This is a genomic window from Microbacterium sp. Leaf151, assembly GCF_001424225.1.
In the GTDB taxonomy this organism is placed as follows: Bacteria; Actinomycetota; Actinomycetes; order Actinomycetales; family Microbacteriaceae; genus Microbacterium.
On record NZ_LMOR01000001.1, the window covers coordinates 186,600 to 199,664 of the forward strand.

A 13,065-nucleotide genomic window follows, 5' to 3' on the forward strand; every position below is an offset into this window, starting at 1 on the left:
TCGATGTTCCGGTCGCTGTCGATCTTCAACTACCGCGTCTGGTTCATCGGAGCACTCGTCTCCAACGTCGGCGCCTGGATGCAGGCCACCGCCCAGAACTGGGTGGTCCTCACGCAGCTCACCGACAACGACGCCGCCGCGATGGGCGTCACGATGGCCCTGCAGTTCGCCCCGCCGCTTCTGCTGGTCGGCGTCACCGGATGGGTCGCCGACCGCTTCGACCGTCGCAAGCTCATCATGTGCACGCAGGGCGCCCTTCTCGCGCTCGCCGTGAGTCTCGGCATCCTGCTGCTCGTCGGAGCGATGACGCTCCCCCTCATGTACGGCTTCGCGCTGGCCCTCGGCATGGCGACGGCGTTCGACAACCCCGCACGGCAGGCGTTCGTATCCGACCTCGTATCGCAAGAGAATGCCTCCAACGCCGTGGCGCTGAACGCCGCGTCGTTCAACACCGCCCGACTCATCGGCCCGGCCGTCGCCGGAGTGATGATCGTGCTCGTCGGCACCGGGTGGGTGTTCCTCGTCAACGCCGTGACGTTCCTCGCGATGCTCGGCGCGCTGCTGATGATGCGGCCGCACGAGCTCGTCGCCCGCGCCCGGCGGAACGGTCCCGCTCGCCTCGCCGACGGCTTCCGCTACGTCGCGCGGCGCCCCGACCTCGTCGTCATCTTCGTCATGGTGTTCCTGCTGGGCGCCTTCGGCATGAACTTCCCGATCTTCGCCTCCACGATGGCCCTCGAATTCGGCCGCGGCGCCGACGGGTTCGGGCTGCTCAGCTCGTTCGTCGCCATCGGCTCGCTCGCCGGCGCCCTCCTGGCCGCGCGCCGTGATCGCGCTCGGATGCGCGTCGTGGTGGTGGGGACCGGCGGCTTCGCCGTGGCATCCGCCCTGTCGGTGCTCGCCCCCAGCTACGCCACGTACGCCGCCACGCTCGTGCTCACCGGCTTCTGCGTCGTGACAACGCTCACCACCGCGAACGGCTACGTGCAGACCACCACCGACCCGTCGTTGCGCGGCCGGGTGATCGCGCTCTACATGGCGATCCTGCTCGGCGGCACCCCGGTCGGCGCTCCGATCGTGGGTGCCGTGGCCACGGAGTTCGGACCACGCACGGCGATCGGACTGGCCGCCGCCGTCGCGCTCCTCGCGTGCGGGGTCGGCGTCGCGTGGACGCTGGCGTCGGGACGCGTGCACCGCCACGAGACCAAGCGGTTCCGCCTCACCGTCGATGAGACGCGCCCCATCCGGACGATCCCGCCCGAGCCCGAGGATTTCAGCGACGAGATCGCCGGCACGACCCCGATCCCACTGCCGCCCGGCGAGCGCGCTCCGCGCCCCGTGCACCGCCCCCGCCACGGGACCTGATCGACTCCTGGCCGTCCGCCGCGTGCCTGCCGCCGGAGGGGTTCCCTTTCCGAGGTGTGGGGCGCATTCCGCTGGTCGGGGCGAGAATTGCACACCCCGAAGCGCCGATCACGCCCCGAAGCGCCGATCACGCCCGAACCACGTGATCGCGCCCCGAACCGCGTGCGCGATCAGATGGCGCGAGCGCTCGTGCAAGCCCTCGCGCGCGAGCAAATAGCTAGATAAGCTAGCTACATGAACGAGAACAAGGCTTCGCGCCGCTGGGCGGGACTCGTCTTCATCAGCATCGCCGTCTCGCTGATCATCGTCGACTCGACGATCGTCAACGTGGCCGTGCCCTCGATCGTCGAAGAGCTGAAGATCTCCTCGACCGAGGTGCAGTGGGTCCAGGAGGCCTACACCCTCGTCTTCGCGTCGTTCCTGCTCGTGTTCGGCAGCCTCGCCGACCGCTTCGGTCGACGACGCCTCCTGCTGCTGGGCGTCGCCATCTTCGCGGCCGCCTCGATCGCCGCCTCGCTCGCGCCGACGGGTGGGCTGCTCATCCTGTCGCGACTCGTGCAGGGCGTCGGCGGAGCGATGATCCTGCCCACGACGCTGTCGATCATCAACGCCACCTTCCGCGGCCGCGAGCGCGGCATCGCGTTCGCCGTGTGGGGCTCGACGATCGGCGGAATGGCGGCCGTCGGCCCCCTGCTCGGGGGCTGGCTGACCACGGCCTTCTCGTGGCGATGGGCGTTCGGCATCAACATCCCCCTCGGCGTGATCATCGTGATCGGGGTCGTCCTGACCGTCGCCGAGTCGCGTAGTGAACGCGCCGAACGCATCGACGGCGTCGGCGCCCTGCTCTCGGTGCTGACGATGGCGCCCCTCGTGTTCGGCCTGATCGAAGGCCGCACGTACGGGTGGTGGACGGTCGACACGGTCCCCACCCTGGGTGGCTGGAGCTGGCCGCTGGGCCTCTCCCCCGTGCCCCTCGCCTTCGCGGTCGCTCTGCTCGCCCTCGTGGCCTTCATCGCCTGGGGCCTGCGGCGCCAACGCCTCGGCCGGTCCACGCTCCTCGCCTTCGATCTGTTCCGCATCACGTCGTTCCGCAACGGCAACATCGCCGCCGCCGTCGTGTCGCTGGGCGAGTTCGGCATCATCCTGGCCCTCCCGCTGTGGCTGCAGTTCGTGGTCGGTTTCGATGCCCTGCAGACAGGCCTGCTGTTGCTGTCGCTCGCGATCGGCTCGTTCGTGGCCAGCGGCATCGCGGGGGCGCTGAGCGGAAAGGTCGCGCCGGTATGGATCGTGCGCGGCGGCCTGTTGGCCGAGATCATCGGCGTGGGCGGCGTCGCCTTCACCATCAGGCCGGATGCCACGTGGGGACCACTCATCCCCTTCCTCTTCGTCTACGGACTCGGCGTGGGTCTGGCGACAGCTCAACTCACGGGCGTCGTGCTGGCCGACGTGCCGCCGTCGGCGAGCGGCCAGGCGTCGGGCACCCAGTCGACGTCGCGCCAGTTGGGCGCGGCCCTCGGCGTAGCGATCCTCGGCACCGTGCTCTTCTCGACGACCGCGGGGGTGTTGGCATCCGCTCTCGATGATCGCGGGGTGCCCGCGGCCGAACGCGATCAGGTCGTCTTGCAGGTCGTCGACAGCGCCGGAGCCGCGATCGCCGGCCTCGCCGCGTCGCCCGAGACGCAGGACCTGGCGATCAACGCCCGCGCGGCCTTCAGCGACGGCACGCGCGCCGCGGCCTTCACCGCGGCGGCCTTCCTCACCCTCGGGCTCGCCTCGACGCTGACGCTCGGGGCGGGCGCCTCGCGGCGCGAGACCGAAGAGGCACGAGCCGGCGAGGCGGTCTGAGTGCCGCGCGCACCCTCCGCGATGCGCACAACCTCAGCCGGGAACGCCCGAAACGGGCCGAGGTTACGCGAATCGCTGAGGTTATGACCCCCGGCGGGTGTCAGACGCGCGCGGCGGCCGACTCACCCACCGGCACCAGCCGCGTCAGCTGAGTGACGTGCCGCGGCTCGAGCTCTGCCAGCGACGACACGCCCAGCAGCGTCATCGTGCGTTCTATCTCGCTGCGCAGAATCGCGATCGTGCGATCGACGCCCTGACGCCCGCCGGCCATCAGGCCGTACAGGTACGCCCGGCCGATGAGCGTGAACTTCGCGCCCAGAGCGATGGATGCCACGATGTCGGCGCCGTTCATGATGCCCGTGTCGACCATGACCGTGGCGTCCTTGCCGACCTCGCGCACGACCTTCGGCAGGAGGTGGAAAGGGATCGGCGCGCGATCGAGCTGGCGGCCGCCGTGGTTGGACAGGACGATGCCATCGACGCCGAGGTCGACCAGACGCGCCGCGTCGGCGACGTTCTGCACGCCCTTCACGACGATCTTGCCCGGCCACATGCCGCGGATGACGTCGAGGTCGTCGTAGCTGATGGTGGGGTCCATGGCCGCGTTCAGCAGCTCACCGACGGTGCCGCCGGTGGTGCTGAGCGAGGCGAACTCGAGCTTGGGGGTGGTGAGGAAGTCGATCCACCACCACGGGCGCGGGATGGCGTTGACGATCGTGCCGACGGTCAGCTGCGGCGGGATCGAGAAGCCGTTGCGCTTGTCGCGCAGGCGGGCTCCGGCGATGGGGGTGTCGACGGTGAACTGCAGCGTGTCGAACCCGGCGCGCGCGGCGCGCTCGACGAGCCCGTACGAGATGTCACGGTCGTTCATGACGTACAGCTGGAACCAGTTGCGCCCCCGGGGGTTGGCGGCCTTCACGCCCTCGATCGAGGTCGTTCCCAGCGTCGACAGGGTGAAGGGGATGCCCGCGGACGCCGCCGCGGACGCCCCGGCCGTCTCGCCCTCGGTCTGCATCAGGCGCGTGAATCCGGTGGGTGCGATCCCGAACGGCAGGGCCGACGGTCCGCCGAGGATCTCGCAGGAGGTGTCGACGTCGGCCGCCGGGCGCAGGATGTCGGGATGGAATTCGACATCCTCGAAGGCGCGGCGGGCACGGTCGAGCGACAGCTCTCCCTCGGCCGCACCGTCGGTGTAGTCGAACGCCGCCTTGGGGGTGCGGCGCTTGGCGATCGTGCGCAGGTCGGCGATGGTCAGGGCGGCATCGAGACGGCGCTTGCGCGCGTCGAGCTCGGGCTTCTTGAACTGCATGAGCTCGAGGAGCTCGCCGACTTTGGGGAGCTGACGCTGAACCATGGAGATGCTCTCTTTCGTGTGGTCTGACCACATAGTACGCGTCACCGAGCGGGGCGGGAAGGGTCTTCAGGAATGCGGCTCGAACCGCCGAGGGGGGAAGGCGATCGCCACACGCGCACGCAGGTCTTCGAGCGACGCGTCGGCCCCGAAGGCGCCGAGGGCCCGCGCCTGCACGAGCACATTGCCCGCAGCGGTCGCTTCGACGGGGCCGGCGAGCACGGGCACCCCGGCCCGGTCGGCGGTGGCCTGGCACAGCAGCACGTTCAACGCACCCCCACCGACCAGGTGGATGACGTCCACCTCGCGTCCCGCGAGATCGCCGGCGGTGCGTACCGCTCGCGCGAACGCGTCGGCGATGCTCTCGACGATGATCCGCGCGAACGCCGCGCGACCGGCGACCTCGGGTTGCGGCGTCCCGAGCAGGGCGGCGATGCGCGCCGGCATGTCGCCGGGGGCGGCGAGCGAGGCGTCATCGGCGTCGAAGACCCGCCTGGGCGACGGCTCGGCGGAGGCGGCCCGGAGCAGCGCGGGCAGGTCGACGTCCGCACCGTCACGATCCGACCACGCGCGCACCGTCTCGCTCAGCAGCCAGAGTCCGGTGACGTTGTGCAGGAACCGCACGCGCCCGTCGACGCCGCCCTCGTTCGTGAAGTTGGCCGCGCGGGCGGCATCCGTTGTGATCGGCGCGCGAAGCTCCAGCCCCACCAGACCCCACGTCCCGCACGAGATGTACGCGGCGTTCGGGGTCGACATCGGCACCGCGACGACCGCGGAGGCGGTGTCGTGCGAACCCACGGCGATCACGGGGACGCCGGCGAACTCGGCCGAGGTGTTGCCGATCGCCTGCCCGGGATCGATCAGCGGCGGCAGCACGCGGGAGGGGATGCCGAGCGCCTCGGCGAGCGCCTGATCCCACTCCCCCGTACGCACGTCGAGCAGACCCGTCGTCGAGGCGTTCGTTCGCTCGGCGACGCGGCGGCCGGTGAGCCGCTCGGCGAGCAGGTCGGGGATGAGCAGGCTCGTCTGCGCCTCGGCCAGCTGCGCGTCGACCGCGTACTGGTACACCGTGTTGAACGGGAGGAACTGCAGGCCGTTGCGGTGGTACAGCTCCTCGAACGGCACCACCGCGTGCACGGCATCCACCCCGCGCGCGGTGCGCTCGTCGCGGTAGTGGAACGGCTCGGCGAGCAGATCGCCGTCTTCGCCGAGGAGGCCGTAGTCGACGGCCCACGCGTCGATGCCGACGCTCTCGATCGACGGCTCCCGGCGGAGCGCCTCGGCCAGGCCCGCGCGCACATGGACCCAGAGCTGGTCGATGTCCCAGTGCCACCCGTCTTCGCGCTTGACCGGGCCGTTGGGGAACCGGGCGACCTGTTCGAGCTCGAGCACCCCGTCGCCGACGCGGCCGATCATCACGCGCCCGCTCGTGGCGCCGAGGTCGACGGCGGCGACGGCCCGGACGGCGCCGGGCTCCGTCCTGTCGGGGACGGGCGCGCTCATCGCAGGAACGCCGCGGCGACGCCCGAGTCGACGGGGATGTGCAAGCCCGTCGTGCGCGAGAGCTCGGGACCGGTGAGCACGTACACCGCGTCGGCGACGTTCTCGGGCACGACCTCGCGCTTCAGGATCGTGCGGTCGGCGTAGAACTGCCCGAGGTCCTTCTCGTCGACGCCGTAGGTGGCGGCGCGGTTCGCGCCCCAGCCCGCGGCGAAGATCCCCGAGCCGCGCACGACGCCGTCGGGGTTGATGCCGTTGACCCGCACGCCGTACTCGCCGAGCTCGACCGCCAGAAGCCGCACCTGGTGCGCCTGGTCGGCCTTGGTGGCGGAGTAGGCGATGTTGTTGGGGCCCGCGAACACGGAGTTCTTCGACGAGATGTAGATGACGTCTCCCCCCATCTTCTGCGCGATCAGCGCCTTCGCCGCGGCCTTCGAGACGAGGAACGAGCCCTTGGCCATCACGTCGTGCTGCAGGTCCCAGTCCTTCTCGGTGGTCTCCAGCAGCGGCTTCGACAGCGAGAGGCCGGCGTTGTTGACCACGAGGTCGATGCCGCCGAAGGCGAGCACGGTCGCATCGATCGCGGCCTGCACGCCCGCGGCTTCCGCGACGTTCGCGGCCACACCGATCGCGACGTCGGTCGAGCCGAGCTCGGCGGCCACAGCCTGCGCCTTCTCGAGGTCGAGGTCGGCCACGACGACGCACGCCCCCTCGGCGGCGAGACGGGTGGCGATGGCCTTGCCGATGCCGGAGGCGGCACCGGTCACGAACGCGATGCGACCCTGGTGGGTCTGGGGTTTCGGCATCCGCTGCAGCTTGGCCTCTTCGAGCGCCCAGTACTCGATGCGGAACTTCTCGGCATCCGAGATCGGGGCGTAGGTCGAGAGGGACTCGGCGCCGCGCATGACGTTGATGGCGTTGACGTAGAACTCCCCCGCCACCCGCGCGGTCTGCTTGCTCGCACCGTACGAGAACATGCCGACGCCCGGCACGAGCACGATGAGCGGGTCGGCGCCGCGGATGGCGGGACTGTCGGCGTCGGCGTGCGCGTCGTAATACGCCTGGTAGTCGGCACGATAGGCGGCGTGCCGCTCGTGCAGGCGCGCGATCGACTCCTCCACAGAGGCGTCGGCGGGCAGATCGAGCAGCAGCGGCTTCACCTTGGTGCGCAGGAAGTGATCGGGGCAGCTCGTACCGAGCTCGGCCAGGGCGGGGGCCTTCACGGATGCCAGGTACTCGAGCACCACGTCGGAGTCGCTGAAGTGACCGACCATCGGCTTGTCGGTCGAGGCGAGACCACGGATCGTCGGGGCGAGGGCCGCGGCCTTCACCCGACGCTCGTCGGCGGGGAGCGCCGCGAACCCGTCGCGCCCGCCCCCGAACGGCTCGGCCGCACCGTGCTCGTCGATGTACCCCTGGGCCGTATCGATGATCCACCGGCTGTTGCGCTCGGCCTCCTCCGACGTGTCCCCCCACGCCGTGATCCCGTGACCGCCGAGGATCGTGCCGATCGCCTGCGGGTTCGCCGCCTTGATCTCCGCGATGTCCAGGCCCAGCTGGAACCCGGGTCGCCGCCACGGCACCCACACGACCTTGTCACCGAAGATGTTGGCCGTCAGAGCCTCGCCGTCGGCCGCGGTCGCGATCGCGATGCCCGCGTCCGGGTGCAGGTGATCGACGTGCGCGGCATCCACGAGTCCGTGCATCGCGGTGTCGATCGACGGAGCGGCGCCCCCCTTTCCGTGCAGGCAGTAGTCGAAGGCGGCGACCATCTCGTCCTCCCGGTCGATGCCCGGATAGACGTCGACGAGCGCGCGCATGCGGTCGAGCCGCAGCACTGCGAGCCCCTTCTCGGTCAGCGTGCCGAGGTCGCCGCCGGACCCCTTGACCCACAGCAGCTCGACCGGCTCACCGGTGACGGGGTCGATGTCGGTGCCCTTGGCGGAGGTGTTGCCGCCGGCGTAGTTGGTGACCTCGGGGTCGGAGCCGAGGCGGTTGCTGCGCGCGACGAGGGCTGCGGCGGTGTCGTTCGTCATGATGTCTCCTTTTCGAGGAACGCGCTCAGGCGCCCCAGCCGGCCTGGGTGCCGCCGACGCGCTCGTCGGCGATGCGGGGCAGGTATCCGGATGCCGCGAACGCGGCCATCGGGTCGGCGGGAAGTCCGCGCGAGGCGCGCCACTCGGCGAGGGCCGGGCGCACGTCGGTGTAGAACGCGTCCATGAGCACGGCGTTGGCCCCCAGCACGTCGTTCGCCCGCTGCGCCGCGTCGAGCGCGTCACGGTCGACGAGCAGGGCGCGAGCCGTCATCTCCTGCACGTTGAGCACCGAGCGGATCTGCCCGGGGATCTTGTCTTCGATGTTGTGGCACTGGTCGAGCATGAACGCCACGTCGGGGTTATTCAGGCCGCCGCCGCGCACGACCTCGGTGAGGATGCGGAACAGCTGGAACGGGTCGGCCGAGCCCACGATGAGGTCGTCGTCGGCGTAGAAGCGGGAGTTGAAGTCGAACGAGCCGAGTTTTCCGAGGCGCAGCAACTGCATGACGATGAACTCGATGTTCGTGCCGGGCGCGTGGTGACCGGTGTCGAGGCACACCATCGCCTTGTCGCCGAGGGCGGCCACCTGCGCGTACGACGTCCCCCAGTCCGGAACGTCGGTGTGGTAAAACGACGGCTCGAAGAACTTGTACTCCAGCACCAGACGCTGGTCGTCTCCGAGCCGCGCATAGATCTGCCGCAGTGAGTCCTGAAGGCGATCCTGTCGGCCGCGCATGTCGTTCTGTCCGGGGTAGTTCGACCCCTCGGCGAGCCAGATCTTCAGGTCGCGGGAGCCCGTGGCATCCATCACGTCGATGCACGCGAGGTGGTGGTCGATGGCCTTGCGGCGGATGCGCTCATCGTGGTGCGTGAGGGCGCCGAACTTGTAGTCCTCGTCCTGGAAGGTGTTCGAGTTGATCGTGCCGAGGCTGACGCCGAGGTCTTCGGCGTGGCGGCGCAGGGCGCCGTAGTCGTCGACGAGGTCCCACGGGATGTGCAGCGCGACGCTCGGTGCCAGAGCGGTCAGACGGTTCACCTCGGCGGCGTCCGCGATCTTCTCGAACGGGTCGCGCGGAGTGCCGGCGGTGGGGAACACGCGGAAGCGCGTGCCGGAGTTGCCGAAGGCCCACGAGGGCAGCTCGATGGCCTGCCCCTCCAGGGTCGCGAGGATCTCGGGGCGGAGAGTGGTCATGAGCGGGTGCCTTCGGTCGGGACGGATGCCGCTGAACCGGCCTCCGAAACGGGGGATGCCGCGGATGCGGCACCGGGGCGGGGGGATGCCGACGACCCCGCGTTCGCGAGCTGGTCGGCGAGGTGGAAGATCTCGGTGAGGGCGGTGGCGGCCCGGTCGGGTCGCCCGTCGAGGTCGAGGAAGAAGGGCGCCATCTCGGCCTCCCAGGCGGCCGCGATGGGCGAGGCGGCGAGGTAGGCCTGCGCGGCTGCGTCGTCGTCGGTCTCGTAGTAACCGACCAGACGACCCCCCTCTCCCAGGAACAGCGAGTAGTTGCGGCGACCGGCGGCGGCGATCTCGGCGAGCATGTCGGCGCGGACGGGCGTGTGCCGGGCGACATACTCGTCGATCAGCTCGGGCCGGATGCGCAGCTCGAAGCAGACGCGTGTGGTCTGTGCGGTCATGGCGAGGTTGACTTCCCTGAGAATGAATCGTTTCACCGCAGAGTAGCACCGGGCGACGGCGGGTGCGATATCGTCGGCAGATCATGGCGGTCAAGATCAAGGACGTCGCGGCGCACGCCGACGTCTCGGTGGGGACCGTCTCGAACGTCCTGAACGGTCGCGAGACCGTCTCACCGGCCGCCGTCGAACGAGTACGCGCCGCCATCGACGCCCTCGGGTACGTGCGCAACGACGCCGCGCGTCAGCTGCGAGCCGGTCGGAGTCGGTCGATCGCCCTCATCGTGCTCGACGTGGGCAATCCCTTCTTCGCCGCGGTGGCGCGCGGTGCCGAGGCCCGCGCCGCAGAAGACGGCTACGTCGTGCTGCTCGGCTCCAGCGGGGCCGACGGCGATCGGGAACGCCTCTACCTCGATCAGTTCCGCGAGCAGCGGGTCGCCGGGGTGCTGCTCACCCCCGCCGATGCGAGCGGCGACGTGATCGAGCGGCTGGCGTCAGCCGGCATCCCGGTCGTCCTCGTCGACGAGCAGACGCCGGGCGACGACGTCTGCGCCGTGTCGGTCGATGACGTCGAGGGCGGTCATCTCGCCGTGGCTCACCTGCTGGCGCAGGGACGCCGGCGCATCGTGTTCGTCGCCGGCCCGTTGACCACGCGACAGGTCGCCGACCGTCTCGCCGGCGCGCGCCGGGCGGTCGCCGAGGTCGACGGGGCCGAACTCCAGATCGTCGAGACGGATGCCATGACCGTGCTGGCCGGCCGTGCCGCCGGCGAGCGCCTGCGCGGGCGGGACGACCGACCCGACGCGGTCTTCGCGGCGAACGACCTGCTCGCCGTGGGCGTGCTGCAGGCGTTGACGATGCTCGGCGACATCCGCGTGCCCGAGGACATCGCGCTCGTCGGCTACGACGACATCGACTTCGCCGCCGCCACCGTCGTGCCGCTCACCTCGGTGCGCCAGCCCGCCGAGGCGCTCGGCTCGACCGCCGTCGACCTGCTGCTGCGCCAGCTCGACGGCGCGCTCGACCCGTCGGAGCGCCAGGTGCGGTTCCGGCCGGAGCTCGTGGTGCGCGCATCCAGCGGCTGACCCGCCGGCATCACGCGGCCGGGTGTGCGTGATCGCGCTCGAGCCCGCCCGACACCCCCGCACCGGGGCGTCAGTGCGCCGCCACGCGCTCCGCGCCCTCGACCTGCGTCGGCGTCCGCACGAATGCCGCGAGCACGATGACCGCGAGAGACAGGCAGGCCGCCACGAAGAACGCGGAGTGGATGCCGCTCGCCGTGGCATCCACCACCGACGCGCCCTGGTCGGCGACGGCCGCCGCCGATCCCACCGTCATCAGAGTGATGAACACCGCGGTCCCCGCCGCACCTGCCAACTGCTGCACCGTGGAGACGATCGCCGAGCCGTGCGGGTAGAGCTCGCGCGGGAGCGAACCGAGCGCCGAGGTCATCAACGGGGTGAACATGAACGCCAGACCGAGGCTCAGGACGCAGTGCACCGCGATGACGAAGCCGATGGGCGTCGCGACCGAAAGCGTCGAGAAGCCCCAGAGCGCGATGCTGGCGACGATCGCGCCGGGCAGCACGAGCGGTCGTGCGCCGAAGCGATCGAAGAGGTTGCCGACGATCGGGGCCATGAGCCCCATGAGCAGGCCGCCGGGCAGCAGCATCAAGCCGGTGGGCAGCGTTCCGAGGCCGAGGACGTTCTGCAGGTAGAGCGGCAGCAGGATGAGCACGCCGAACAGCGTCGTCATCGCCACCACGACGAGGATCACCGCGATGGTGAAGGCCGAGTGGCGGAAGACCGCGAGATTCAGCAGCACGCGGTCGGTGGAGCCCAGACGCAGCTGACGCACGACGAACGCGGCGAGAGCGACCGCCCCCACGACCAGCGGGATCCACACGGGGACGATCTCGTGACCGCCGGCGGCCTCGCCGATGCTCGACAGACCGAAGATGATGCCGCCGAAGGCGAGGGCCGAGAGCACCACCGAGGTGACGTCGAGGGTGACCCGGCGCGTGTCGGTGAGGTTCTGCACCCACCGCGCACCGAGGGCGATCGCGATCAGCGCGATCGGCACCATGACGATGAACATCGCGCGCCACGGGAACACCGACAGGATCAGGCCCGACACCGTGGGACCGACCGCGGGGGCGACCGAGATCACGATCGAGATGAGCCCCATCATTCGGCCGCGGCGGTTCGCGGGCACGACGTTGAGCACCGTCGTGAACAGCAGCGGGATCATGATCGCGGTGCCCGAGGCCTGCACGATGCGACCGAGCAGCAGCACGCCGAACCCGGGGGCGATCGCGGCGATCACGGTTCCGAGGGTGAACAGCCCCATCGCGGTGAAGAAGAGCGTCCGCAACGGGAAACGCTGGATGAGGAAACCGGTCGCGGGGATGACGACGGCCATCGTCAGCAGGAAGGCCGTGGTGAGCCATTGCGCGGTGGCGGCGGTGATGTCGAGCTCGCGCATGAGCTCGGGCAGCGCCACGCCCATGATCGTCTCGTTGAGGATGACCACGAATGCGGCGACGACGAGCAGCGCGATGACGGCGCCCGGGCGCACGGCGGTCTTCCCGGGCGGGGCGGCGGTGGGGACGGTTCCGGTGGCGACCATGGAAGACCAATCTGAACGGGTGGTGAGCAGTGAATGACATTGTGGCAGTGACTGCCAATAAGACATGGACTACTGTAGCCGATATGGAGACCGCAGCGGCACCCGTCGGAGAGGCGCTCCGCGACCGTCGGCGGCGCGAGACGACGCTGGAGATCTGCGAGGCCGCCCTCGACCTGTTCGAGGAGAAGGGCGTCGCGCGCACCACCGTCGACGAGATCGCCGCTCGCGCGGGCGTCTCGGCCCGCACCTTCTTCCGCTTGGCGGGCACGAAAGAGGATGCCGTCTTCATCGACGACGGACGCTTCGCCGCCGCGTTCGCCGAGATCGGCACCGACGGCGACGACATCGCCGCCCTCACTCAGGCACTGCGTGAAGTCTTCGCCCGCGAACTCGACCGCCTGCACGCCGACGCACACGCGCGCACGCGATTTCTTCGCGTCCGGCGCTTGATCGGTCACGAACCGACGCTGCTCGGCGCCGCCATCCGCCGCGAGACGACCTCGTCCGACCTGTTCGTCCCCGAGATCGCCGCCCGCATCGGCGTCAGCGAGCTCGATGTGCGCACGGCGATCGGTCTCGCGGCCCTCGAGATGCGCACCGCCCTCGACGAGTGGGCGCGCCGCGCCGACCGCGGCGAGGAGGCGAACCTCCCCGCCCTCCACCGCGAGATCCAGACGCTGCTGGGTGCGGCGGCGGCCGACTGAACTC

The 13,065-nt window shown here is 70.4% G+C and carries 10 protein-coding genes; 4 read left to right on the top strand and 6 right to left on the bottom strand.

Annotated elements, in window-relative coordinates:
* Positions 1-3: 3 nt before the first annotated feature.
* Together ASF76_RS00755 and ASF76_RS00760 are read left to right on the top strand one after the other, a co-directional pair.
* The gene (locus ASF76_RS00755) at positions 4-1,365 is read left to right on the top strand and encodes an MFS transporter (protein WP_055953256.1); all 1,362 of its coding nucleotides are present in this window, start codon (positions 4-6) and stop codon (positions 1,363-1,365) included.
* A gap of 234 nt (positions 1,366-1,599) precedes the next feature.
* Positions 1,600-3,210 carry a DHA2 family efflux MFS transporter permease subunit gene (locus ASF76_RS00760; protein ID WP_055951531.1) on the top strand — a complete coding sequence of 537 codons (1,611 nt, stop codon included), beginning with the start codon at positions 1,600-1,602 and terminating at the stop codon, positions 3,208-3,210.
* Positions 3,211-3,310: 100 nt separating this feature from the next.
* Here the strand turns inward: ASF76_RS00760 and ASF76_RS00765 are convergent, their stop codons facing one another.
* The 5 genes from ASF76_RS00765 to ASF76_RS00785 form a co-directional block, all read right to left on the bottom strand.
* A complete protein-coding gene (locus ASF76_RS00765) occupies positions 3,311-4,564 on the bottom strand; it encodes an alpha-hydroxy acid oxidase (protein WP_055951534.1) in 1,254 nt (417 codons plus the stop codon).
* 66 nt (positions 4,565-4,630) lie between these two features.
* Positions 4,631-6,064, bottom strand: coding sequence for a rhamnulokinase (locus tag ASF76_RS00770; protein WP_055951537.1), 1,434 nt, complete (start codon positions 6,062-6,064; stop codon positions 4,631-4,633).
* Positions 6,061-8,097, bottom strand: coding sequence for a bifunctional rhamnulose-1-phosphate aldolase/short-chain dehydrogenase (locus tag ASF76_RS00775; protein ID WP_055951541.1), 2,037 nt, complete (start codon positions 8,095-8,097; stop codon positions 6,061-6,063). Before ASF76_RS00775 ends, ASF76_RS00770 begins: the two co-directional genes overlap by 4 nt.
* 25 nt (positions 8,098-8,122) lie before the next feature.
* The gene (gene rhaI, locus ASF76_RS00780; protein ID WP_055951544.1) at positions 8,123-9,289 is read right to left on the bottom strand and encodes an L-rhamnose isomerase; all 1,167 of its coding nucleotides are present in this window, start codon (positions 9,287-9,289) and stop codon (positions 8,123-8,125) included.
* Positions 9,286-9,732 carry an L-rhamnose mutarotase gene (locus ASF76_RS00785; protein WP_055951545.1) on the bottom strand — a complete coding sequence of 149 codons (447 nt, stop codon included), beginning with the start codon at positions 9,730-9,732 and terminating at the stop codon, positions 9,286-9,288. The genes rhaI and ASF76_RS00785 overlap by 4 nt, the downstream gene beginning before the upstream one ends.
* Before the next feature lie 83 nt (positions 9,733-9,815).
* On the opposite strand from ASF76_RS00785, the gene ASF76_RS00790 reads away from it, so the two are divergent.
* Complete coding sequence (locus ASF76_RS00790) at positions 9,816-10,814, top strand: LacI family DNA-binding transcriptional regulator (protein WP_055951547.1); 999 nt, start codon at positions 9,816-9,818, stop codon at positions 10,812-10,814.
* A 70-nt stretch (positions 10,815-10,884) separates the two neighbouring features.
* Here ASF76_RS00790 and ASF76_RS00795 read toward each other — a convergent pair whose 3' ends face one another.
* Positions 10,885-12,357 carry an MDR family MFS transporter gene (locus ASF76_RS00795; protein ID WP_055951548.1) on the bottom strand — a complete coding sequence of 491 codons (1,473 nt, stop codon included), beginning with the start codon at positions 12,355-12,357 and terminating at the stop codon, positions 10,885-10,887.
* Between the two features lie 83 nt (positions 12,358-12,440).
* Here ASF76_RS00795 and ASF76_RS00800 point away from each other — a divergent pair, with 83 nt between their 5' ends.
* Positions 12,441-13,061: a TetR/AcrR family transcriptional regulator gene (locus tag ASF76_RS00800; RefSeq protein ID WP_055951550.1), complete on the top strand. Its 621-nt coding sequence runs from the start codon at positions 12,441-12,443 to the stop codon at positions 13,059-13,061.
* Positions 13,062-13,065 lie beyond the last annotated feature (4 nt).